The organism is Mariniflexile maritimum (genome assembly GCF_009746565.1).
GTDB lineage: Bacteria > Bacteroidota > Bacteroidia > Flavobacteriales > Flavobacteriaceae > Mariniflexile > Mariniflexile maritimum.
Genome location: NZ_WRPN01000010.1, coordinates 111,880 through 134,303, shown reverse-complemented (window position 1 = coordinate 134,303; position 22,424 = coordinate 111,880). Strand labels below are relative to the sequence as shown.

Genomic DNA, 22,424 nt, shown 5'->3' with positions numbered 1-22,424 from the left:
GGCTATCAGTATCCTAGGGGTTTGCTCTTTTGGAGGTGTGTTTTGCTCTTCGAAATACAGGTGCATTACTTCACCGTTTTTGGTGCTCTTTATAAGGTCGAAGTGGTTAATTAAAAATTCTGGAAGAATGAGTTTTAGTAGGTCTAGATAATGGTCCAAGATTATATTTTTTTTACAAAAATCGTAATCTTATTTTAATTCACACACAACTTTTGAGATTGAGCCGTAATTTGTCGGGGTGGCAGGATTCGAACCTGCGACCTCCTGCTCCCAAAGCAGGCGCGATAACCGGGCTACGCTACACCCCGAAATACTCTCAATTTCATTGCGATTCGATACCTGCGACCTTCCCGCCAAGGACGGGACGCGATAACCGGGCTACGCTACACCCCGAAAGTTTTTGTTTACGGGATGCAAATATACTTTTTTATGCAATATATAACCTAAATATTTTATTTAATTTTTTTAAAATCTATATTTAAACTTTATTAAAAAACTGTTGCAAATGCAATCAAACATTTTTATACAAAATTTCTAATTTTGAAAAGAATATTTTTAACAAGTCTCGCTTTTATTGGGTTCTATTTTTCGTATGCTCAACATGCCTTAATGGGAAAAATTGTTGATGGTGAAAATGGTACGCCCATTGCTAATGCGCTCATTACAAATGTATTGAACAATCAAGTGTCCGTTTCAAATAGCAATGGGGAATTTGAAGTACAAAGCACTGGAAGTTATCAAATTACAAAAGAGGGGTATCAAGAAAAAGAAATAAGCATTTCAAAAAATGGGCTTGTTGTTATCCAACTTCAGTTAAATCCTTCTCAATTAAATGAAGTGATTGTTAACGCTAACCATATTCCGCAAAAACTTAAAAAAACCAATACCACCATTGATATTATATCCACGAAAGATTTGGCTCGTGGAAACACATGGAATGTCATGGATGTTTTAAACAGAATACCCGGTGTTTTCATGCAATCGGGCGCTTTAAATACCAACAAGATTTCCATTAGGGGCATTGGCTCTAGGAATTTATATGGAACCTCTAAAATTAGAGCATATTTTCAAGACATCCCATTAACTTCTGGTACTGGTGAAACGTCTGTTGAAGATTTTGAATTGGCATCCATCTCCCGCCTCGAAATCATTAAAGGTGCTGGTTCAAGTATTTACGGTGCTGGTTTGGGTGGCACCATTCATTTAATGCCCCAAAATGCTTATTTGAACCAAACTACTATTGAAAGCGACCTGTCTGTGGGGTCTTTCGGATTGATAAAATCTGTTTTTAATGCAAACCATGGCACAACAAAAAACAGTTTGAGGGTCTTGTATAGTAACACCCATAGCGATGGATATAGGGACAATAATGAATACGACCGACAAACAATCACCATAAATTCCAATCATTTTTTTAGTCGGAAAAATGACCTAACCATGTTGGCCAGTTTTGTAGATTTGAAAGGGTTTATACCAAGTTCCATTAATGAAACCGATTATTTGAACAATCCCCAATTGGCAGCATTTACTTGGGCACAATCTAAAGGTTTTGAGGACTCCAAACGAGGCATTTTAGGACTTTCATGGAACCATCAATACACTAAAAATACCAAACAAATTACCAGCGTTTTTACGTCATTTAAAGAAGCTTACGAACCACGCCCTTTTGATATTCTTTCTGAAAACACGGCCGCTGTGGGCTTAAGAAGTCGGATTATAGGCAGTCTAAAAAAAATTAATTGGACCTTGGGGGGCGAATTCTTTAAGGATTCGTATAAATCAAGAAATTTTGAAAACCTGTACCAAAATTACCCTGCTGGAACGGGTAGCGTTAAAGGCGATAAGTTTTCAGACTTAAAGGAAAAACGACGTTATTTTAACCTGTTCCTTGAAGCGAATTATGATGCTTCAAAAAAAACAACGCTTTCCATCGGATTGAATTTCAACAAAACAACATATAATTTGTACGATAGGTTTATGGCAAATACAAAACCCGACCAATCGGGCTCTTATGGTTTCAAGGGCATGCTCTCGCCAAAACTGGGCATATCGCACACGTTTACCGAAAATACCATGGTTTATTCCAATATCAGCCACGGGTTTTCGCCACCAACAACCGCCGAAACCTTGCTGCCAGATGGGGTGATTAATACTAATATAAAACCTGAAACCGGTTGGAATTTTGAAATAGGTACCCGTGCCTATTTGCTTAAAAATAACTTACAGCTTTCTGTGGCTTTGTACAAACTGGATGTTCGCAATCTTTTGGTAGCCAGAAGAACGGGCAACGACCAATTTATTGGCGTAAATGCTGGTAGAACCATGCACAACGGCTTGGAAATGGTTACCAGGTACCAATGGCTGCAAAGGGTAACCATCTCGTTAAGCCAATACGCTTCTTATGCCCTAAACGATTTTAAGTTTAAGGACTTTATTGATGATGGGACCGATTTTTCTAACAATAAATTAACAGGCGTCCCATCAAACGTATTTAATACAGGCATAGATTTTGATAGTAAAATAGGCATTTACGCCACCTTAAACTATCAATACACAGGGCGCATCCCTATTACCGATAGCAATGCGCTTTTTTCTGATAGTTATGGCATAACCTACCTAAAACGTGTTCGTGTATGGAAAGTTGCGTGTTTATGGGCGAGGATTTTCCGAAGGAAAATCGGAAGCCGGCAAACAAGCAACCAACTTTGTGCCAGCTAAAACTAGCAATTTTTTATACACGGTGTTAGCCACTGTTTTTATTTTTCAGTTGTTGTTTTATCAATTCAATTTCTTTAACCAGATTTTTTTCATCAAGATAGATGATTAAACTATCTGATTTAATTTCAAAATTCCCGCTATACTTTTCAATCCAAGTCGATAAAATAAAGGAATTCCGATTATTTGGGTTGGGATAAAATGGTTTGTCAAAATCAACAGATTCCGATTCTCTTTTTAATTTATAGTTTTGAAAATCAGATTCCGATTCTAATTCAATTTCGAATGGTTTGTGTTCGTTGTAACTTACTTTAATTTTAGGAGAGTAGCAAAATCCAGTCATTTCTCCAATACTAAAATTCCCGTTTTGGTCAGTCGTAGAATATAAATTTTTACCAATCATTTCAATTTTTGCGCCACTAATTGGTTTACCTGTCTCTGATGAAATAACCTTTCCGTTTACAACAATCCAACAATCACAAGAACTTAGCAAAAGTGAAAATCCGATTAATTTTAAAAACTTAATTTTCATAGTAGGCTCAAATTGTGGCTAACTAGGTTATAAAAAGAATATTTCTAAAAAAATTAAATTAAATGCTTATTTTGGTGCAAACAACATGTTCAATAAACGCTACGCTTCCCAAATCCTTATCAACGCAATGGGGTTTGGTGGTGCGGCACCACGGTATTATTACCCGGGCAATCCCATAAATTATTACACAGGAATCAACCTAAATTATATGTTTTAGCTAACTTTATAAAAAAAAGAATTATGAAACAGTTCCATTTTATCGTACCATTTATTTTAATGTCGCTTTATTCGTGTGCACAACAGGCCGAATCGGAGGTAAAAGCGGAAAATCCCGAAGCCATAAATTATACCACCGAATTGGTTGTTGCCGATATAAACATACCTTGGGGCATGGCCTTTTTGCCCGATGGCAGTATGCTAATTACCGAAAAAGCTGGGGATCTTATCCATTTTAAAAACGGTAAAAAAACCTTAATTGAAGGGGTTCCCGAAATTTATGTACGTGGTCAAGGTGGATTGATGGGCATTAAATTACATCCAGATTACGAAACCAATGGTTGGATTTATTTGGCATACGCTTCCGCGGAAGGTGAGGGTGAAGGCGGCAATACGGCCATCATGCGAGCCAAATTAAACGGCAATCAATTGGTTGAAAAACAGCAACTCTACAAAGCCAGTCCAAATTCAAAAAAAGGGCAACATTTTGGTTCCCGCATTGAATTTGATAACGAAGGCTATTTGTACTTCTCTATTGGGGAGCGTGGTGAAGGCTCATTAAACGCTCAAGATATTACGCGCGATGGTGGCAAAATATACAGGTTACATGACGATGGAAGAATTCCTGAAGACAACCCATTTGTTAACGTGCTAAACGCAAAAAAAGCCATTTACTGTTATGGGAACAGAAACCCCCAAGGCTTAATAATTAACCCCGACACTGGAGATATTTGGGAGCATGAACACGGGCCCAAAGGAGGCGACGAAATAAATATCATCCAAAAAGGGAAAAATTATGGATGGCAAGTCATTTCATACGGCATCAACTACGATGGTACATCCTTTACTGATATTACCGAAAAAGAGGGCATGGAACAACCCGTTTTTTATTGGGTGCCATCTATTGCGCCCAGTGGTTTTGCTTTTGTAACCTCCAACAAATACCCCGATTGGAAAGGAAACATGTTGGTGGGCGCTCTTAAATTTGAATATTTGGAACGTCTGGTATTAAACAACGGAAAAGTAGTAAAACGCGAAAAATTACTCGAAAAAGTGGGTCGCGTAAGAGATGTTGTTCAAGCACCCGATGGCTTCATTTATGTGGCGGTAGAAGGCAAGGGCATTGTAAAGATTATTCCTAAAAATTAACGATTCACGGCACATGAAACCCATTTTATTGACCCTGTTTTTTTTCTTCTCATTTATATTTGTAGGTTGTTCCCAAACCGATGCCTTAAAATCGAGCATCATAAGGGGCGAAGAAATCTATACCGATTTTTGCGTTTCCTGTCATTTGCCATCTGGTGAGGGTGTAAAAGGCGTTTTTCCGCCGTTAGCAAAATCCGATTATTTGTTTAAAAACAGGGAAGCTAGCATACGGGGCATTAAATTTGGGCAAAGTGGCGAAATTATTGTCAATGGCATAAAATACAATGGCGTTATGGCGCCTATGGGATTATCGGATGATGAAATAGCCGATGTAATGAACTATATAACCAACAGTTGGGGCAACAAAAACAACAACATGGTGACAGAGGAAGAAGTGTCAAAAATCAAAAAATAAGCTCTCTTAATTGATATTCATTTAACTAACTTTGCAAATACCAAATTAAGAAACGTTATGCTTATTATAGGAATAGCCGGTGGAACGGGTTGCGGTAAAACAACTGTTGTGAATCAAATACTTAACGAGCTTCCGGAAGGTGAAGTGGGCGTTATCTCTCAAGATTCTTACTATAAGGACACAACGCATTTATCGTACGAAGAACGCATCAAAATAAATTTTGACCACCCACGTTCCATCGATTTTGAGCTTTTGGAAAACCATTTGAAAGACTTAAAAAAAGGGATGCCCGTGCACCAACCCGTGTATTCTTTTGTAAAACATAACCGAACGGGCGATACCATTTTAACACAGCCCCGAAAAGTAATGATCGTGGAAGGTATCTTAATTTTAACGCATCCCGAATTGCGCAACATGTTCGATATTAAAATTTTTGTACATGCCGATACCGACGAGCGTTTGATTCGCCGCCTAAAACGCGATATAACCGAACGTGGCAGAGACCTGGATGAGGTTTTAACCCGCTACCAAACCACTTTAAAGCCCATGCACGAGCAATTTATAGAACCCATGAAAGAGTATGCCGACATCATTATTCCCAACAATAAATACAACACCGTTGCGATTGATATTGTTAGAACAATAATACACAACCGACTTTAAATGACTTTTAATAAGTACAAAATATTCAAGCCCTTTAAAAACATTTTCATTCTTATATTGGCCTTGTTTGCCGTTTGGATGTTGTTTTTCGATGCCAACTCCTGGCTTATTCACCACGAACTAAACAATGATATCGATGCCTTGGAAAGTGAAAAGGACTATTACAGAAAAGAAATTGAAAAGGACAAAAAAGCCATAAAAAAACTAAGCACGGAGGAAGGTATCGAAAAATTTGCCCGCGAAGAATATTATATGAAACGCGATAGTGAGGAAATTTTTATTATTGAATATGAAGACAGTTTAAAAGCTACCAATGATGAGTGATGGACTGTTTGATGAATTCCACCCGGTTACGGCAAAACAATGGAAACAGCTTATCCAGTTTGAGCTAAAGGGTGCCGACTATAACGAAACCCTGATCTGGAAAACCAACGAGGGCATTTTGGTAAGGCCTTTTTATACTTCGGAAGATTTTAAACCATTCCCGGGGCCATCAAGCCTAAACGCGCATTGGCGCATTGGCCAAACTATTTTTGTGGCCGATGTAAAACGCTCTCATTCAAAAGCAGTAAAAGCTATTGAAAACGGCGCGGAAAGCATCAAATTTGTGATTCCTTCAGAAGATGTTTCCATACATATCTTACTAGAAAACATCGACTTAAAAAACACGGTCATACATTTTGAACTGCAATTTCTTTCGGAAGCATTTATTAAGAATATTCAAACTATTGCTTCCAATGCGAAAATTTTCATCCAAACCGATATCATTGGCAACTTGGTAAGAAGTGGTAATTGGTACCATAGCTTAAATGCCGATTTTGCGAAATGTATGCACATAACCGCGCAAACAAAAACCTTTTATGTAGATGCATCCATATACCAAAACGCAGGTGCCAACATGGTACAGCAATTGGCTTATGCCATCGCACATGCTACCGAATATCTGGATAAAATGTCGGATGATGATACGCTTTATTCCATGTTTAAAACAACTGCCGGCGCTCAGGTTTCTATGGTTTTCAATGTGTCGGTTGGCACCAATTATTTTTTTGAAATCGCTAAATTGCGCGCTCTGCGGCTACTTTGGCGCACAATAGCAAATACTTATGGCATAAATCCCCACTGTCATATTTTGGCTTTGCCCTCAAAACGCAATAAAACCATTTACGAGTCAAACACCAATTTACTGCGCACAACCACCGAGTGCATGAGTGCCATTATTGGTGGTGCAGATACTATTGTTAATATGCCTTTTGATGGGCTACATAAAAAATCGAATACCTTTAGCGAACGTTTGGCGCGCAACCAACTTTTAATCTTAAAGCACGAAAGTTGGTTAAGCAAAGTAAACAATCCGGCAGACGGTGCTTATTACATAGAAACATTAACCAATCAGCTTGCCGAAAAAGCCTTGGTGCTTTTTAAGGATGTGGAAGCCAATGGCGGATTTTTAAAACAATTGAAGGAAGGCACCATTCAACGTAAAATAAAGGAAAGTGCCGCAAAAGAACAGCAACAATTTGAAACCGCTGAAACCGTTTTGTTGGGCACGAACAAATTTCCAAACACCAAAGAAACCCTAAAAAATACTTTGGAACTTTACCCATTTGTTAAAACCAAACCCAGAAAAACGCTTATAGAGCCCATTATTGAAAGACGATTGGCAGAAAAAATGGAACAAGCGAGGTTGAAAATGGAAGAATAAGAGGAAAAAATATAGGTAAAATGCACAGGATTAATAAAAAAACACATGGTTTATAGTGTTCAATAACGAAACAGAAAATAGCAATACTCTTAAAAAAGTGCAACAGCTAACCGATACTTTTGCGAAATTGGAAGGTAGAAGACCTCGCATATTGGTTACCGATATGGGAAAACCCAACCTAGAGCCCAATACAAAGGCCTTGGCTGCTGGATATGCCGATGTGGGCTTTGATGTTGACATCGCTCCGTTATTCCAAACGCCACAGGAAATTGCAAAACAGGCCATTGAGAACGATGCACACGTGGTATGCGCAACGTCTTTTACCATGGAGAACAGCAAGGACATTGTTCAACTTATTGAAACACTCAAAAACTACACGCGCAACGACATTTTGGTAATGGTTTATAGTAACATGCCCACAGAAAGCCAACAACGTTTATTGAATGTTGGGGTAGAGGCCGTGATGCATCCAAACACCAAAACAAGCGATGCCGCAACCAAGATTTTGGCTATTTTGACCAACTAGTCAATCAAATACATGCATCTTAACGTTATTTATGCTTTGTTAACATTTTCGGTTTTTATTCCTCATAAATAATTGTATTTTTACCGTTCATAAAACCAAATCATTTAATGGGTAAAATCATTGCAATTGCAAATCAAAAAGGAGGCGTTGGAAAAACAACAACATCCATAAATTTGGCCGCTTCATTGGGCGTTCTGGAAAAAAAAGTATTACTTATTGATGCTGACCCTCAAGCAAATGCAACTTCCGGAATAGGAATCGATGTTGAATCCGTCGAATTAGGTACTTACCAACTTCTTGAACATTCAAGTTCCGCAAAAGAAGCCATCATCAAAACTGAAATGCCCAATTTGGATATCATTCCTGCGCATATCGACCTGGTGGCCATTGAAATTGAACTGGTCGATAAAGATGAAAGGGAGTACATGATGAAAAAAGCCTTACAGGAAATTAAAAACGATTACGATTATATTTTAATAGACTGCGCACCCTCTTTAGGCTTGCTTACCTTAAACGCCTTAACTGCTGCCGATGCGGTAATCATCCCCATCCAGTGCGAATATTTTGCGCTCGAAGGCTTAGGGAAACTGTTAAACACCATTAAAAGTGTTCAAAAAATACATAACCCAGATTTGGATATAGAGGGCTTGCTGCTAACCATGTACGATTCGCGCTTACGGCTTTCAAACCAAGTGGTTGAAGAGGTTCAAAAGCATTTTAACGACATGGTTTTCCAAACCATCATTCAACGCAACGTAAAATTGAGCGAAGCACCCAGTTTTGGCGAAAGCATCATCAATTACGATGCCGCCAGCAAAGGTGCCACCAATTATTTAAGTTTGGCGAAAGAAATTATCAATAAAAACGCTTAATTATGGCTAAAGCAATTAAAAAACAAGCTTTAGGCAGAGGTTTATCTGCACTCTTAAAAGACCCCGCAAACGATATTCAATCGGTACAAGATAAAAATGCCGATAAAGTTGTTGGGAACATCATCGAGCTGGATATCGATTTTATTGAAGTAAACCCGTTTCAACCACGTACCAATTTTAGTGAAGAATCCCTTCGCGAATTGGCATCTTCCATCAAGGAATTGGGCATTATCCAACCCATTACCGTTCGCAAATTAGGCTTCAACCAATACCAACTGGTGTCTGGCGAGCGTCGCTTTAGGGCATCCAAACTTATTGGGCTTGAAACCATTCCTGCTTATATCCGAATTGCAAACGACCAAGAATCGTTGGAAATGGCCTTGGTTGAAAACATCCAACGCCAAGATTTAGACCCGATTGAAATCGCCTTATCCTACCAACGTTTAATCGACGAAATAAACCTAACACAAGAGCAGATGAGCGAACGTGTGGGCAAAAAGCGTTCCACCATTACCAATTATTTGCGGTTGCTCAAATTGGACCCCATCATCCAAACGGGGATGCGCGATGGCTTTATATCCATGGGGCACGGTCGTGCCTTAATTACCGTTGAAGACCAAACCATTCAATTGGATATTTACGAAAAAGTGCTTTCAAACGAACTATCGGTGCGCGATACCGAAAATTTGGTTCGCAATTACAATAGCAACCAAGAGGTTAAAATTACGCCCAAAAAAGCAGGGGCGGAAGCCACCCCAAAATACATTCAAGAAGGTATTGGTGCGTTTTCTGAATACTTCGGACACAAAATTGACGTTAAAGTATCTAAGAACGGAAAAGGAAAAATTACCATTCCTTTTCATTCCCAAGAAGATTTTAACCGTATTAAAAAATTAGTCGAAGGTGCCAAATAAAATATTGATAATTAGCGTATTCCTGTTTATTTGTTGGTTTTTGCCAGCACAAGAAAAAAACAACAAAAAAGAGGAACTGCCCACAACCATTGCGCTTGATACGTTAGTTAAAATTGAAAACACCATAAACCCGCTTTCACCCGCAAAAGCCGCATTTTATTCGGCAGTGTTGCCCGGTTTGGGACAAGCCTACAACAAGCGTTACTGGAAAATACCCATAGTTTACGGCGGTTTAGCAACGGGCATTTATTTTTACTCCAACAATAATAAAGAGTACAACCGTTATAGAGATGCCTATAAAAGTAGGTTGGCCGGTTTAAAAACCGATGAGTTTTATTTTGATCTGGAAGGCAACCCACTGGCATCGCCACGGGTAACCACCGACGGTTTACAGCGTGGACAAAAATTTTATCGAAAAAACAAGGAAATATCACTTTTGGTAACCCTTGGGATTTATGCCCTAAATATTATTGACGCCAATGTGGATGCACATTTGAAGCAATACAACGTAGATGAAAACCTATCGTTAGTGCCACACTTCAAAATAAATGAGATTGACAGAACAAGCGATCTTGGATTAACATTAAATTTTAGATTTTAATTATGAACATTGCTTTACTCGGATACGGAAAAATGGGAAAAACCATTGAACAAATTGCCTTAAAACGCGGACATAAAATAGTTTTGACGGTTGATAAAGACGATGAAGGCTATGATATAACAAAAGCCGATGTTGCCATCGATTTTAGTATTCCCATGGTTGCTTTTCAAAACATTTCCAATTGTATAAACAATGGTGTTCCTGTTATTTCGGGCACTACGGGTTGGCTGGAACATTTCGATAAGGCCGTGGCAATGTGCCATGAAAAACAAGGCGCATTTATTTACGCCTCCAATTTCAGTTTGGGTGTCAATATTTTTTTCGAGCTTAATAAAACCCTTGCAAAAATGATGAGTGCGTTAAACCAGTACCATGTTTCGATGGAGGAAATTCACCATACACAAAAACTGGATGCACCAAGCGGTACTGCCATTTCGTTGGCAAACGGCATCATTGCAAACAATAATAATTATGAGGCTTGGAAATTGGATGAAGCCGCTGAAAGAACAATTCCCATTACTGCAAAACGCATTGCCGATGTTCCGGGAACGCACACGGTTACTTACCAAAGCGACGTCGATACCATCAGCATAGAGCATGTTGCGCATACCAGGGAAGGTTTTGCTCTGGGTGCTGTAATTGCGGCCGAATGGCTTGTGGGCAAAACCGGTGTATTCACAATGAATGATGTGCTAAATATTGGATAATTCGCAAACAATGCCGTAACAACCTTACTAAGTTTAATACCAACCAATAAAAATTTCAAATATGACGCTCGCACAATGGTTTATTTTCATATTGATCATTCAAGTACTTCACGGTTTAGGCACTTGGAATTTATATAAAAAAGCAGGAAGACAACCTTGGGAAGCATTTGTTCCTTTGTACAACGCCGTTGTTTTAATGAAAATAATCAACCGTCCGTGGTGGTGGGTTATACTGTTGTTTTTACCCATTGTGAACTTGATCATGTTTGCCGTAGTTTGGGTAGAAACCGCTAGGAGTTTTGGAAAAAACAGCTATTTAGATACGTTTTTAGCCATTGTAACTTTAGGTTTTTACAATTATTATTTAAACTATGTAGCCAAGGTTACCTATGTGGAAAACCGGAGCTTGCATCCAAAATCGGCTATGGGCGATTGGGTAAGTTCCATTTTATTTGCCATTGTTGCGGCAACCATTGTGCACACGTATTTTATTCAACCGTTTACCATCCCATCTTCATCCCTAGAAAAATCGTTGTTGGTGGGCGATTTTCTTTTTGTTAGCAAATTTCATTATGGCGCCCGAGTACCCATGACCACCGTTGCGGCTCCCATGGTGCACGATACCATTCCCATTGTACATAAAAAATCGTATTTATTTAACGATCATTTTCCAGAAAGAAAAACCTCTTGGAAAAACAAGCTGCAATTGCCCTATTTACGCGTTCCCGGTTTTGAAAACATCGAAAGGAATGACATTGTGGTTTTTAACCAACCTGCGGACACTTTGTTGGATATGAACGATTTTCACCCAGACCGAAATTATTACAAGCCCATCGATAAAAAAACCAATTTAGTGAAGCGTTGTGTGGGGGTTGCGGGCGATTCGTTGGAAGTTCGAAACGGTTATGTATATATAAACGGAAAGAAAAATGTACTACCAGACCGGGCACATTTGCAATTTAGCTATTACGTTCAACCCAGAACATCCCAATTTAACCCCGCATATCTTAAGGAACGTTATGATATTACCGATGGATTTGCCATCATCAACCAGAACAATACCTATTATTTTTCGGCCATTTCCGATGAAGCCTTGGCCCAGTTTAAAAATAATCCGAATGTAGTAAGCGTTACGCCCGCAACTTCGGTAAAGGGCGAACCCAACCCCAGTATTTTTCCGCACAGTCCCGATTATAAATGGAATGTTGATTTTTTTGGCCCTATTTATATCCCTGAAAAAGGAAAAACCATGGCCATCAATTTAGAAATTTTACCTCTTTACAAACGTGTGATAACCGAGTACGAAGGCAATACACTACACGTAAAGGGCAACCAGATTTTAATCAATGGGGAAGTGGCAACAAGCTATACCTTCAAACAAAACTATTATTGGATGATGGGCGATAACCGCCATAATTCCATCGATTCGCGCTTTTGGGGCTTCGTGCCATTTGATCATGTTGTGGGTAAACCCGTGTTTATTTGGATGAGTTGGGATGGAAAAAAACCACGTTGGGACCGATTCTTTACAACCGTTGGTGGCGAAGGAAAGGCGACCTCTTTCTTTATTCCGTTTCTTGTTGCGCTGTTTGGGTGGATGGTTTACAGCAAATACAGGAAGCGTAAAAAAAATGGTTAAGTTGTAAAGTAGAAAAATGTTAAGTGGCATTATTCCACCCAGCATTTCAACTAAACAACAACAACTTTACAAATGAACAGCATTTTTCATCCAACCTATTTTCCAAGCATAGCGCATTTTGTAGCCATGGTAAAAGCCCATGCAGTTGTGTTTGAAATGGATGATAATTTTTTAAAGCAAACCTACCGGAACAGAACCTATATTTACGCTGCAAATGGTAAGTTGGCCCTTAACATTCCTGTAATCCACACACAGCACAACAGGCAAAAGTATCGAGACGTTAAGATATTTAACCAAACAAAATGGCAAGATTTGCATTGGAAATCGTTGCTTTCGGCCTATAGAACCTCGCCGTTTTTTGAATATTATGAAGATGAACTTCAACCCTTATTCAACCTTAAAGCCGATTATATTTTGGATTTTAATTTGAAATGTTTTGAAGCCGTTTGTGATTGTTTACAACTAGATTTGAATATTTCAAAAACGGAAGTATATCAAAGAAACCTGGAAAACACCCTCGATTTTAGATATTTGGTAAATGCCAAAAAAGAACAGCAACACCATTTTGAACGTTACACCCAAGTTTTTGGCGACAAACATGGTTTTATTGAAAATTTAAGTATCTTGGATTTACTTTTTAATGAAGGCCCTAACGCTTTGAGTTATTTAGAAAACCAAATCATAAAACGGTAATCATGTTACAAACCTTTGCCCATTACGGCACCCATTTTTTAGTTCCGTTGTTGGTTGCCGTACTTTTTTATAAATCACACTGGAAATGGGCTTTCCTAATCATGGTTTCGGGCATGCTTATAGATCTGGACCATTTGTTGGCAACGCCTATTTTCGCCCCGAACAGATGTAGTATTAACTTCCATCCACTTCATACTTATTACGCTATTGCCGTTTATTTAGTGCTTTTAATTCCGAAGAAAACACGCTTAGTGGGTTTGGGCTTGGTCATCCACATTTTTGCCGATGTTGTAGATTGTTCGTTTATGTAACGGTTTTGCAACAGAAGAATTATGGAATATTGTAGCAAATAGGGCAGGGGGCACATAGTTGTTTAAAAACAAAAGCGACTGATTTCGATAGCCATTGTACTGCCACTACCACTAAAAACTCATTCATCCAAACTCAAGGTCGCCATAATGGGATAATGGTCGGAATAATGTTCATTATAAGCTTTAAAACCATTTACCGCAAACGCCTCATCGGCAAAAATATAATCTATGCGCACCGGGAAAAACTTAAAATCGTAGGTACGTCCAAAACCATTGCCCGCTTCTATGAAGGTGTCGTTTAAATCGCCCTTAATTTTACGATATACATACGAAAACGCCGTATTGTTGAAATCGCCACAAATAACCATTTTGTATTTGCATTGTGCTTTATGGATTAAAAGTAATTCGGTTTGAAACTGTTGCATTCTGAAACTGGTTTCTATACGATTAAAAAGCCGTTCGGATTTTTCCTTTTTCAAACTATCAATTTGGGTATTGATACGCAACGATTCCAAATGCACATTGTAAATCCGAATCGTGTCTTTTCCTTTTACAACATCCGCAAAAATAGCGTTATTGGACGTATTTGGAAAATTAACCGAACCTTTATTTATAATAGGAAACTGCGAGAAAATAGCTTGTCCGTGCTTGATTTTTTTCCCTGAAAGATATTCGTACTTGTACTTAAAAAAACCTAAAGCACCGTCTTTTCGCGGATGATAATCTTGAATGCTTAAAATATCGGGCGACTCTTTTTTTATGAAATCGATTATTTTGGTCTTCACATCTTGTTCAGGAATCCATTCAAACAAATTGAATAGCCTAACGTTATAATTCATGACTTTGAAGTTGTTCGGACTCTCAATTTTTTTTGAAGATGAAAACTTGTACAGCGACCCAAACATCAACTGGCCAAAAACAAGCACTATTAACGAAACGATTAACTGTTTTTTAACCCGAAAAAGCCAATACAGGAAAAACAAAACATTGCATAAAATTAAAAAAGGCACGCCCAAATTGAGCACCGACAAAATTGAATAGGTTTTAGGAGGTAAAAAAGGTAAGCTAAATGCCAGCAACAATATAAAAGCAACCATTAAATTAATGGAGTAGATCATTTTATTTAGGGTGCTTAAATTTTTCATTTGCTGAATTTACTACATTTAGTATCCTTCCGGGTTTGGTTTCGCAACTTTTATTTTCCTGCTTTAAACAAAAACTCTTTTTCTTCGGCGGTTAAACTATCATAGCCACTTTTGCTTATTTTATCTAAAATAACATCTATTTTCTTTTGATGGTTAAACTCATTAAAATCAGATTTCGTATAACCACCCACCTTAGATTTGTTTTTATGGACAGTTTTTAAAGGGCTCTTTTTCGATGCTTTAAAAATGTTGCCCAAGGCGTTCAACAAACTTTCAAAACCTCGGCCAATATCATCTCCCTTTAACAGTTGTTTCGCATAAAAATAGCCCAATAGCGCTCCGCCCAAATGCGCCAGGTTACCACCCGCATTTCCTGTGGCCGGATTTTGGATGCCGGCAAAAACGCCTATAACGTCCAAAAGCACAATGGCAACACCAATATGCCACAATTTAATAGTAAAGGTGAAAAACCGCATTTCTTGATTTGGCATATAGGCACAAAGAAAAATCAACAAGGCGCGAACTGCTGCCGAAGCCCCAACCAAACTGGAATTGCCAAATACACTTGGAAACAACGAATAGCACAACATAAACAAAAAACCGCCCGACATGGCACCAAGAAAATAAATATTTATGGCAGTTTTGGCACTGAACAGGTTTAAAAACATACGCCCAATAACGTACAACCACAGCATGTTAAAAAGGATGTGCCAAAAATCGTAGTGTAAAAACGCATAAGAGACAATGGCCCATGGCTTTCCTAAAAACGTATCAAATCTACTTGGTAGCTCAAACCAACCAAAATCGATAAAAAAGGTTAGCAAATAAACAACAAGGTTTATCGCTATAATTTTTTCTAAAACATTTAAACGCGATACTTTATATTTTATGTTGTTTGCAAAATCCATTAATACCACCTGTTTCTGTTAAACTGATTTTTTTTCCAATACCACATAATGAAAAATCCGGTAAGCGCGCCACCAACGTGCGCCATGAACGCGGTATTGCTGGGGCTGAAGAAGGAATGTCCGGTAATGCCCGAGATTAAATCTAAAATAATAATGCCCGGTATAAAATATTTGGCTTTTATGGGAATGGGCAAAAATATCATCATTAACTCCGCATTGGGGTTCATCATACCAAATGCGGCCAAAATGCCCATAAGACACCCAGAAGCCCCTACCATGGAGGCATTAAATACTGGAAAAATATTTTGTAATTGCGAAAGTTGCGATTGTGATACACCCTCAAGCACTTTGTTTGTTGTAAGCATGGTATGTATTTGGTCGGAGGTTAGGCCAGAAGCTATTAACGACTCGTAATTCGGTAAATATTGAAAATAATAAAACCAAACTTGCAACGCCACAGCACCCAAGCCCGCCGAAAAATAAATAAATAAGAAGCGTTTGCTCCCTAAAACCTGCTCAACCGGCGTACCAAACATCCATAGCCCCAGCATATTGAACAAAATGTGCGTAACACCACCATGCATAAACATGTGTGTGATAATTTGCCAAGGTTCAAAGGCATCGTTTTTTGGAAAATGCATCGCAAACCAATCGTAAAATAAAGTGCCACCACCCACGCTTAGCGTTCCAACAAACATAATCACGTTTATGATGATTAAATGTTTTACCGTTTCTGAAATTCGCATCATAGTTTTAATCGTTCGTATTAAATGAATGTAATTATTCCTTTCTTGAGCGCAGTTGAAAGGGGTATTAAAACTACATTTTTGTGTTCGTTATATAAATTTTTTGTCCAGTTCGTCAACGCTCATGGTTATAAATGTTGTTCTGTTTTCGGGCGATACATTGGGCTCTTTGCATGCAAACAAAGCATTTACCAAATGTTCCTGTTCGTCCTTTTTTAAGGATTGACCGCGTTTTATAGCCAAACTTTTTGCCATCGATTTTGCCAACAAATCGGTGGCACTAAAATTACTGTCGGGCACTTCATTTTCAACATCACCTATCAATTGTTCCAAGATGATAGATACCTCGCTTTCGGGCACCACTACGGGTACCCCTGTAATTTCTATCGATTCATTAGTAACGTTTGAAAACACAAACCCCGTATGTACCAAATCTTCTTTCAATTGATTGATAATTAAAATTTCCTGCGACGAAAAATGCAGTTCTAAAGGAAATAATAATTGCTGACTTACCCCTTCTTTTATGGTTAAATTCTTTAGAAAATCTTCATACAGAATCCGTTGGTGTGCCCGATGCTGGTCGATAACCAACATACCCGATTTAATGGTGCTTACAATGTATTTATTGTGAAGCTGATAGGTGGTTTGGGTTTGGTTAACCTGCGTATCATCCTTAAATATGGAAGGTGTAAATTCGGCACTTTCAAAATGGACCTCACTAAAATCGTGTTCTGTTTTCGTGCCCTTCGATTCTAAACCCACGTACAAGCTATCCCAATTACTTAACGTTTGTTGTTTAAACGCGGTGGTTTGTTTTCCGGAAACATAAGTCTCCTTGAATGGGTTGAAACTTCTGTCCACCTCTATAGCTGGTGTACTTGTTTCCTTTTTGGTAAAATGATAAGGCGTATCCAAACTGGGGTCGCGCTCAAAATCGAGCACGGGGGCTATATTAAATTGGCCCAAACTATGTTTAACCGCCGAGCGCAACAAGGCATACAGCGTATGTTCATCATCAAACTTAATTTCCGTTTTTGTGGGATGGATATTAATATCGATGGTTTGTGGGTTCACTGTTAGGTACAAAAAGTAACTGGGGTGGTTGCCGCTTTTCAATAAACCATCAAAAGCCGAGGTAATGGCGTGGTTTAAATACGGACTTTTAATAAACCTATCGTTCACAAAAAAATATTGTTCGCCCCTGGTTTTTTTTGCAAATTCAGGTTTTCCAACAAAACCAGAAATTTTCAATACCTCTGTTTCTTCTTCAACGGGCACTAATTTTTCGTTGGTTTTCGTTCCAAAAATGTTCACAATACGCTGTCTGTAATTGCTAATGGGCAGGTTAAATGCTTCACTGCCATTGTTATACATGGCAAAACTGATTTTTGGATGCGCCAAGGCCACACGTTGAAATTCATCAATAACATGGCGTAGCTCTACGGTGTTCGATTTTAAAAAATTGCGTCGTGCAGGAATATTAAAAAATAGGTTTTTAACCGAAATTGACGTGCCCTTGGGTGTAACCACCACATTTTGTTCCACTACATGACTGCCTTCCATGATAAGCATGCTGCCAACATCGTCGCCTTCTTGTTTGGTTTTTAATTCAACATGCGCAATGGCTGCGATACTTGCCAAGGCCTCACCACGAAACCCTTTTGTGTGCAGGTGAAATAGATCGTCGGCAGTACGGATTTTTGAGGTTGCATGACGCTCAAAACTCAAACGGGCATCGGTTTCGCTCATGCCTTTACCATTATCGATAACTTGAACGAGGGTTTTTCCGGCATCTTTTATAATGAGCTTGATGGTAGTGGCATCGGCATCAATGGCGTTTTCCATTAATTCCTTAACCACCGAGGCAGGCCGTTGTACAACTTCGCCAGCAGCAATTTGGTTTGCAACATGATCGGGTAAAAGCTGTATGATGTCTGCCATGAATTATTTAGAAATGAAAATAGATAAATCGAATTCGATAATGGCTAAAAAGATAACGACCAAAATAGCTATAATAATAAAAATACGCTTGTTAACTTGTTTATCCGGATTATTTTTTAATTCATCAAGGGCATTTAAAAATTTTGTTTTTAAACCTGTATTAGGGCCTATGGTTTTTCTGAAATCGTCGAATTTGTGCTTGATTTCAAACGGGTTGCCATCACCTTTATCATCAAAGTAACGAGGTGTGTAACTAAATTTTTTGTTTTTTCGCAATTTTAAAATCCCCATAGTCTATCACGTTTTAATTAATTGAATTTTGATTCCAATAAGTACATACAAATCAATAATAATACCAAAACAATAAGGAGTGTTCGCAGTGGCATAACCCCTTTTACTTTGGTACTGGTTCGGTGCTCGCGGCGCCATTTTGAGATGAATTCACTTTTTTTGGTAGCATCCAATTCCGAATTGGCCATTTTTTCCTTAGAAACAACGGAGGGCGGATTGAAGGATTTATTTTTGCGCTGATTAAACAAAATTTCACATGCTTTACGCTTCAAAAGTACTTAAAAATAGGGAGAAAGCAGAAATTGAATTGCCAAAAATTGTTAACAAAAAACCTAATGGAAAATACCCAAATAAGCAAGTTCAAAATAACAAAAAGAAATGACAAAAATTAAATTCCAAATTCCAAATGCTTTTAAAACAGCATTATTGGAATTTGGAATTTAAAAATTGAATTATTTTGTTAGCTATTTTTTCTTAATTCTGCCATTTTAATAGCGGCAATAGCAGCTTCCGTGCCTTTGTTTCCGTGCTTTCCACCAGAACGATCGATGGATTGCTGCATGGTATTATCGGTAAGCAAGCAAAAAATTACGGGGGTTTCGTGCAGCACGTTTAAGTCTTTAATTCCTTGTGTGACACCTTCGCACACAAAATCGAAATGCTTGGTTTCGCCTTGGATAACACAGCCAATGGCTATAACGGCGTTTACCATTTGCTGCTGCATTTTTTTGCTTCCGTAAATAAGCTCGAAGCTTCCCGGTACATCCCAACGGATGATGTTACTTGGCAACGCCCCATGGGAAAGCAACGTATCATAAGCCCCTTGGAACAGGTTTTCGGTAATGGCATCATTCCACTCTGAAACAACAATCCCAAACCGAAACTTGCTCGCATTTGGGATGGTGTTTTTATCGTAATCGGATAGGTTTTTATGTACCGTAGCCATATTATTTGTTAGCCAATACTTGGGCTTTACCAATAAACACCTCGATGGTGGCAGCTTCCGAGGAGTTTGGAAATTCGTCTTTAATTCGGTTAAAATAAGTAAGTGCCTTGTCTGCTTTACCTAAATCCAAGGCTAAAGCGCCTGCTTTATACAAATACATGGGCGTTGTATAGTCATTATTGCGCAATTTGGCTGCTTGCTCATAATAATCCAAGGCATCTTCTGGTTGGTTTAATTGTGCAAAGGCATCGCCAATATTGCCTTTAGCCAAGGGTGCCAATATTTCATCGTCACTTTCAAAATTGCTTAAATGTTCAATGGCATTTTTGTAGTCTTTCAACCTTAAATAGGCGGTACCTGCATAATAGCTTGCTAAATTGGCTGTTGGCGTGCCACTGTATTCCTTAATAATATCCAACATACCAAATTTGCCTTCGCCACCTTTTAACGCTAAGGTGTAAAGTGAATCTTTGGCAGTGCCATTTACAGCATCGTTAAAATATTTTTGAGCTTGGAACATGTCGTTCATGGCCGTTACTTGCTTTGGTTTTGCGATAAATTCTTTATAGCCAAGATAACCTAGTACAACGGCAGCAACTACACCAATGATGATGAAAATGTATTTTTGGTTCTTTTCAACAAACGCCTCGGTTTTTGATGCTGTTTGGTCTAGGGTATTGAAAACTTCCGCAGTGGTTGATCCTGCTTCAATATTATGTTCCTTTTCTACTTTGGTTTTTGGTTTATCACCTTTTTTACTGTAAGTCGCCATGTATCTTGTCTAAAATTAATGCGCCGCAAAAATATAATTTTTCTTCATAATTAAAAGGTTATTTATTTGATATTTTTCAATAATTTGCACATCCTTAAGGAAGTTACCGCTTCTCAACACGCTTTAAGTTACTTTTTGCATGATTTTAAAATCACTTTCATTATTAAATTATAAGAATTTCGACAGCAAGTCGTTCATTTTCAACAATAAAATTAACTGTATAGTTGGCAACAATGGCATTGGAAAAACAAATATTTTAGATGCCATTTACCACCTATCGTTTGGAAAAAGCTATTTTAATCCGGTTGCGACACAAAACATAAAACACGATGCCGAGTTTTTTGTAATTCATGGCGATTATGAAAAAGAAAATAAAACCGAAAAAGTAGTAATAAGCTTAAAACGCGGACAAACCAAAGTGATAAAGCGCAACGGAAAAGCGTATGAGAAATTTAGCGAGCACATTGGGTTTTTGCCCTTAGTTATTATTTCGCCAGCCGATAGGGATTTAATTATTGAAGGCAGCGATACCCGCCGAAAATTTATAGATAGCGTGATTTCGCAAAGCGACAAAACCTATTTAAGTACCTTAATTAATTACAACAAAATACTGGCACAGCGTAATGCACTATTAAAATATTTTGCCCTAAACCACACCTTTAACAAAGACACCTTAGAGGTTTACAACACCCAATTGAACGATTTTGGAACTGTTATTTTTGAAAAACGGAACGCCTTTTTAGAAGCGTACATTCCTATTTTTAAAGCGCGTTACCAAGCCATTAGCAACGGTAATGAAGTTGTTGAACTACACTATCACAGCGACTTATTTGAAGACAACCTAAACAGTTTGTTGCAAAAAAACCTCAATAAAGATAAGACCTTGCAATACACCAATGTAGGTATTCACAAGGACGATTTGCATTTTAACATCGCAACCCATCCCATTAAAAAATTTGGGAGCCAAGGGCAGCAAAAATCGTTTTTAATCGCCTTGAAATTGGCACAATTCGATTTTATAAAAGCACAAAGCAACGTAAACCCTATTTTATTACTTGACGATATTTTTGATAAATTAGATGAAAATCGTGTGGCACAAATTATTAAATTAGTGGATGATGAGCATTTTGGGCAACTATTTATTAGCGATACCCATGCCGAACGCACCGAAAATGCGGTGAAACAGGTGCATCAATCGTATGAAGTATTTAGACTTTAAATTTTGCAAAAGCGGCACGAGAACGACTGAAGGCCAAAGCCGGGAGATTAAAGCACAAAAATAAAAAAACCAATAACGAAACACACACTATACAAAAATGGCAAAACGCAATAACGAACATATAAGTATAGCCGATGCCCTTAAAGAATTTGTTGAAACCAATAAACTGGAAAAGGGCCTAAACAAAGTAAACGTTGCCGATGCTTGGGCAAACCTTATGGGCAATGGCGTTAACAACTACACAACCTCCATAACCCTGGAGCGCGATACCCTATATGTACAGCTTAGTTCGAGCGTTTTGCGCGAAGAATTAAGCTATGGAAAAGAAAAAATAATAACCATGATTAATGAGGAATTGGGCAAAGAAATTATTAAAAAACTGGTTCTCCGATAATTAGTTTATGCTCCAAAAATAAAAAAAACAATAAAAAGTAAGATTGTCTGAATAATTATACTACCTTTGGCACTTAAATTTTTTATAAATAAACACAATGAGTAAAGGTACCGTAAAATTCTTCAATGATTCAAAAGGATTTGGATTCATCACTGAAGATGACAACAACAAAGAACATTTCGTTCACATTTCAGGACTTATCGATGAAATTCGTGAAGGTGACGCAGTTGAATTCGATCTACAAGAAGGTAGAAAAGGATTAAACGCCGTAAACGTAAAAGTAATCTAATACATATACTTTAACAGTTACAGTAAAAGTCTATCAATCATTTTGATAGACTTTTTTTATTGCCATTTTTTCTTCAAAAAAAATTTTATTTTTTTAAATATTTTATATTACTTTT

The 22,424-nt window shown here is 38.0% G+C and carries 26 protein-coding genes and 1 tRNA gene; 17 read left to right on the top strand and 10 right to left on the bottom strand.

Annotated elements, in window-relative coordinates:
* Nucleotides 1–233: 233 nt before the first annotated feature.
* A tRNA-Pro gene (locus GQO80_RS13150) sits at nucleotides 234–308 on the bottom strand.
* A gap of 232 nt (nucleotides 309–540) precedes the next feature.
* Here GQO80_RS13150 and GQO80_RS13145 point away from each other — a divergent pair.
* Nucleotides 541–2,718 (top strand): TonB-dependent receptor domain-containing protein, encoded by a 2,178-nt coding sequence (locus tag GQO80_RS13145; protein WP_157208825.1) that lies wholly within the window; start codon nucleotides 541–543, stop codon nucleotides 2,716–2,718.
* Between the two features lie 25 nt (nucleotides 2,719–2,743).
* On the opposite strand, the gene GQO80_RS13140 is transcribed toward GQO80_RS13145, so the two are convergent.
* Nucleotides 2,744–3,247 carry a carboxypeptidase-like regulatory domain-containing protein gene (locus tag GQO80_RS13140; protein WP_157208824.1) on the bottom strand — a complete coding sequence of 168 codons (504 nt, stop codon included), beginning with the start codon at nucleotides 3,245–3,247 and terminating at the stop codon, nucleotides 2,744–2,746.
* Between the two features lie 240 nt (nucleotides 3,248–3,487).
* On the opposite strand from GQO80_RS13140, the gene GQO80_RS13135 reads away from it, so the two are divergent.
* The 13 genes from GQO80_RS13135 (at nucleotide 3,488) to GQO80_RS13075 (ending at nucleotide 13,658) form a co-directional block, all read left to right on the top strand.
* Entirely contained in the window at nucleotides 3,488–4,612 is a 1,125-nt protein-coding gene (locus GQO80_RS13135; RefSeq protein ID WP_157208823.1) for a PQQ-dependent sugar dehydrogenase, read from the top strand.
* A 13-nt stretch (nucleotides 4,613–4,625) separates the two neighbouring features.
* Nucleotides 4,626–5,027, top strand: coding sequence for a c-type cytochrome (locus tag GQO80_RS13130; RefSeq protein ID WP_157208822.1), 402 nt, complete (start codon nucleotides 4,626–4,628; stop codon nucleotides 5,025–5,027).
* A gap of 57 nt (nucleotides 5,028–5,084) precedes the next feature.
* Nucleotides 5,085–5,690, top strand: a complete 606-nt coding sequence (gene udk, locus GQO80_RS13125; RefSeq protein ID WP_157208821.1) for a uridine kinase — start codon at nucleotides 5,085–5,087, stop codon at nucleotides 5,688–5,690.
* Nucleotides 5,691–6,014, top strand: a complete 324-nt coding sequence (locus GQO80_RS13120; protein WP_157208820.1) for an FtsB family cell division protein — start codon at nucleotides 5,691–5,693, stop codon at nucleotides 6,012–6,014.
* Nucleotides 6,004–7,395, top strand: a complete 1,392-nt coding sequence (locus tag GQO80_RS13115) for a methylmalonyl-CoA mutase subunit beta (protein WP_317163240.1) — start codon at nucleotides 6,004–6,006, stop codon at nucleotides 7,393–7,395. The genes GQO80_RS13120 and GQO80_RS13115 overlap by 11 nt, the downstream gene beginning before the upstream one ends.
* A 97-nt stretch (nucleotides 7,396–7,492) precedes the next feature.
* The gene (locus GQO80_RS13110) at nucleotides 7,493–7,921 is read left to right on the top strand and encodes a cobalamin-dependent protein (RefSeq protein WP_157208819.1); all 429 of its coding nucleotides are present in this window, start codon (nucleotides 7,493–7,495) and stop codon (nucleotides 7,919–7,921) included.
* A gap of 107 nt (nucleotides 7,922–8,028) precedes the next feature.
* The gene (locus GQO80_RS13105) at nucleotides 8,029–8,793 is read left to right on the top strand and encodes a ParA family protein (RefSeq protein WP_157208818.1); all 765 of its coding nucleotides are present in this window, start codon (nucleotides 8,029–8,031) and stop codon (nucleotides 8,791–8,793) included.
* A 2-nt stretch (nucleotides 8,794–8,795) separates the two neighbouring features.
* The gene (locus GQO80_RS13100; RefSeq protein WP_157208817.1) at nucleotides 8,796–9,707 is read left to right on the top strand and encodes a ParB/RepB/Spo0J family partition protein; all 912 of its coding nucleotides are present in this window, start codon (nucleotides 8,796–8,798) and stop codon (nucleotides 9,705–9,707) included.
* Between the two features lie 40 nt (nucleotides 9,708–9,747).
* On the top strand, nucleotides 9,748–10,308 hold the full coding sequence (locus GQO80_RS13095; RefSeq protein WP_232333184.1) for a DUF5683 domain-containing protein: 561 nt from the start codon (nucleotides 9,748–9,750) through the stop codon (nucleotides 10,306–10,308).
* Nucleotides 10,309–10,310: 2 nt separating this feature from the next.
* Complete coding sequence (dapB, locus tag GQO80_RS13090) at nucleotides 10,311–11,015, top strand: 4-hydroxy-tetrahydrodipicolinate reductase (RefSeq protein WP_157208815.1); 705 nt, start codon at nucleotides 10,311–10,313, stop codon at nucleotides 11,013–11,015.
* Between the two features lie 61 nt (nucleotides 11,016–11,076).
* On the top strand, nucleotides 11,077–12,654 hold the full coding sequence (gene lepB, locus GQO80_RS13085; protein WP_157208814.1) for a signal peptidase I: 1,578 nt from the start codon (nucleotides 11,077–11,079) through the stop codon (nucleotides 12,652–12,654).
* 72 nt (nucleotides 12,655–12,726) lie between these two features.
* The gene (locus tag GQO80_RS13080; RefSeq protein ID WP_157208813.1) at nucleotides 12,727–13,347 is read left to right on the top strand and encodes a WbqC family protein; all 621 of its coding nucleotides are present in this window, start codon (nucleotides 12,727–12,729) and stop codon (nucleotides 13,345–13,347) included.
* A gap of 2 nt (nucleotides 13,348–13,349) precedes the next feature.
* Complete coding sequence (locus tag GQO80_RS13075) at nucleotides 13,350–13,658, top strand: DUF6122 family protein (RefSeq protein WP_157208812.1); 309 nt, start codon at nucleotides 13,350–13,352, stop codon at nucleotides 13,656–13,658.
* Nucleotides 13,659–13,777: 119 nt separating this feature from the next.
* On the opposite strand, the gene GQO80_RS13070 is transcribed toward GQO80_RS13075, so the two are convergent.
* The 8 genes from GQO80_RS13070 to GQO80_RS13035 form a co-directional block, all read right to left on the bottom strand.
* Entirely contained in the window at nucleotides 13,778–14,803 is a 1,026-nt protein-coding gene (locus GQO80_RS13070; protein WP_157208811.1) for an endonuclease/exonuclease/phosphatase family protein, read from the bottom strand.
* Between the two features lie 50 nt (nucleotides 14,804–14,853).
* Complete coding sequence (locus GQO80_RS13065; RefSeq protein ID WP_157208810.1) at nucleotides 14,854–15,711, bottom strand: rhomboid family intramembrane serine protease; 858 nt, start codon at nucleotides 15,709–15,711, stop codon at nucleotides 14,854–14,856.
* Complete coding sequence (locus GQO80_RS13060; RefSeq protein ID WP_157208809.1) at nucleotides 15,711–16,460, bottom strand: rhomboid family intramembrane serine protease; 750 nt, start codon at nucleotides 16,458–16,460, stop codon at nucleotides 15,711–15,713. The genes GQO80_RS13065 and GQO80_RS13060 overlap by 1 nt, the downstream gene beginning before the upstream one ends.
* Nucleotides 16,461–16,547: 87 nt before the next feature.
* The gene (mutL, locus tag GQO80_RS13055; protein ID WP_157208808.1) at nucleotides 16,548–18,398 is read right to left on the bottom strand and encodes a DNA mismatch repair endonuclease MutL; all 1,851 of its coding nucleotides are present in this window, start codon (nucleotides 18,396–18,398) and stop codon (nucleotides 16,548–16,550) included.
* 3 nt (nucleotides 18,399–18,401) lie between these two features.
* A complete protein-coding gene (locus tag GQO80_RS13050) occupies nucleotides 18,402–18,689 on the bottom strand; it encodes a riboflavin synthase subunit beta (RefSeq protein WP_157208807.1) in 288 nt (95 codons plus the stop codon).
* 17 nt (nucleotides 18,690–18,706) lie between these two features.
* A complete protein-coding gene (locus GQO80_RS13045; RefSeq protein ID WP_232333183.1) occupies nucleotides 18,707–18,937 on the bottom strand; it encodes a hypothetical protein in 231 nt (76 codons plus the stop codon).
* A 212-nt stretch (nucleotides 18,938–19,149) separates the two neighbouring features.
* Nucleotides 19,150–19,635, bottom strand: coding sequence for a 6,7-dimethyl-8-ribityllumazine synthase (gene ribH, locus GQO80_RS13040; RefSeq protein ID WP_157208805.1), 486 nt, complete (start codon nucleotides 19,633–19,635; stop codon nucleotides 19,150–19,152).
* Nucleotide 19,636: 1 nt separating this feature from the next.
* Nucleotides 19,637–20,407, bottom strand: a complete 771-nt coding sequence (locus tag GQO80_RS13035) for a tetratricopeptide repeat protein (RefSeq protein ID WP_157208804.1) — start codon at nucleotides 20,405–20,407, stop codon at nucleotides 19,637–19,639.
* A 139-nt stretch (nucleotides 20,408–20,546) separates the two neighbouring features.
* Between GQO80_RS13035 and recF the strand changes: the two genes are divergently transcribed.
* From recF to GQO80_RS13020, 3 genes are all read left to right on the top strand, one after another.
* Nucleotides 20,547–21,626, top strand: coding sequence for a DNA replication/repair protein RecF (gene recF, locus GQO80_RS13030; RefSeq protein WP_157208803.1), 1,080 nt, complete (start codon nucleotides 20,547–20,549; stop codon nucleotides 21,624–21,626).
* Nucleotides 21,627–21,723: 97 nt separating this feature from the next.
* Nucleotides 21,724–22,020 carry a DUF721 domain-containing protein gene (locus GQO80_RS13025; protein WP_157208802.1) on the top strand — a complete coding sequence of 99 codons (297 nt, stop codon included), beginning with the start codon at nucleotides 21,724–21,726 and terminating at the stop codon, nucleotides 22,018–22,020.
* Between the two features lie 97 nt (nucleotides 22,021–22,117).
* Nucleotides 22,118–22,309: a cold-shock protein gene (locus GQO80_RS13020; RefSeq protein ID WP_034044451.1), complete on the top strand. Its 192-nt coding sequence runs from the start codon at nucleotides 22,118–22,120 to the stop codon at nucleotides 22,307–22,309.
* The last annotated feature ends 115 nt before the right edge of the window (nucleotides 22,310–22,424 follow it).

Bases quoted from the DNA above. Each gene is read 5' to 3' on its own strand.
- GQO80_RS13140 (WP_157208824.1), bottom strand. From the start codon at position 3,247: ATGAAAATTAAGTTTTTAAAATTAATCGGATTTTCACTTTTGCTAAGT.
- GQO80_RS13135 (WP_157208823.1), top strand. From the start codon at position 3,488: ATGAAACAGTTCCATTTTATCGTACCATTTATTTTAATGTCGCTTTAT.
- GQO80_RS13130 (WP_157208822.1), top strand. From the start codon at position 4,626: ATGAAACCCATTTTATTGACCCTGTTTTTTTTCTTCTCATTTATATTT.
- udk (WP_157208821.1), top strand. From the start codon at position 5,085: ATGCTTATTATAGGAATAGCCGGTGGAACGGGTTGCGGTAAAACAACT.
- GQO80_RS13120 (WP_157208820.1), top strand. From the start codon at position 5,691: ATGACTTTTAATAAGTACAAAATATTCAAGCCCTTTAAAAACATTTTC.
- GQO80_RS13115 (WP_317163240.1), top strand. From the start codon at position 6,004: ATGATGAGTGATGGACTGTTTGATGAATTCCACCCGGTTACGGCAAAA.
- GQO80_RS13105 (WP_157208818.1), top strand. From the start codon at position 8,029: ATGGGTAAAATCATTGCAATTGCAAATCAAAAAGGAGGCGTTGGAAAA.
- GQO80_RS13100 (WP_157208817.1), top strand. From the start codon at position 8,796: ATGGCTAAAGCAATTAAAAAACAAGCTTTAGGCAGAGGTTTATCTGCA.
- dapB (WP_157208815.1), top strand. From the start codon at position 10,311: ATGAACATTGCTTTACTCGGATACGGAAAAATGGGAAAAACCATTGAA.
- lepB (WP_157208814.1), top strand. From the start codon at position 11,077: ATGACGCTCGCACAATGGTTTATTTTCATATTGATCATTCAAGTACTT.
- GQO80_RS13080 (WP_157208813.1), top strand. From the start codon at position 12,727: ATGAACAGCATTTTTCATCCAACCTATTTTCCAAGCATAGCGCATTTT.
- GQO80_RS13075 (WP_157208812.1), top strand. From the start codon at position 13,350: ATGTTACAAACCTTTGCCCATTACGGCACCCATTTTTTAGTTCCGTTG.
- GQO80_RS13070 (WP_157208811.1), bottom strand. From the start codon at position 14,803: ATGAAAAATTTAAGCACCCTAAATAAAATGATCTACTCCATTAATTTA.
- GQO80_RS13065 (WP_157208810.1), bottom strand. From the start codon at position 15,711: ATGGATTTTGCAAACAACATAAAATATAAAGTATCGCGTTTAAATGTT.
- GQO80_RS13060 (WP_157208809.1), bottom strand. From the start codon at position 16,460: ATGATGCGAATTTCAGAAACGGTAAAACATTTAATCATCATAAACGTG.
- mutL (WP_157208808.1), bottom strand. From the start codon at position 18,398: ATGGCAGACATCATACAGCTTTTACCCGATCATGTTGCAAACCAAATT.
- GQO80_RS13050 (WP_157208807.1), bottom strand. From the start codon at position 18,689: ATGGGGATTTTAAAATTGCGAAAAAACAAAAAATTTAGTTACACACCT.
- ribH (WP_157208805.1), bottom strand. From the start codon at position 19,635: ATGGCTACGGTACATAAAAACCTATCCGATTACGATAAAAACACCATC.
- GQO80_RS13035 (WP_157208804.1), bottom strand. From the start codon at position 20,407: ATGGCGACTTACAGTAAAAAAGGTGATAAACCAAAAACCAAAGTAGAA.
- recF (WP_157208803.1), top strand. From the start codon at position 20,547: ATGATTTTAAAATCACTTTCATTATTAAATTATAAGAATTTCGACAGC.
- GQO80_RS13025 (WP_157208802.1), top strand. From the start codon at position 21,724: ATGGCAAAACGCAATAACGAACATATAAGTATAGCCGATGCCCTTAAA.
- GQO80_RS13020 (WP_034044451.1), top strand. From the start codon at position 22,118: ATGAGTAAAGGTACCGTAAAATTCTTCAATGATTCAAAAGGATTTGGA.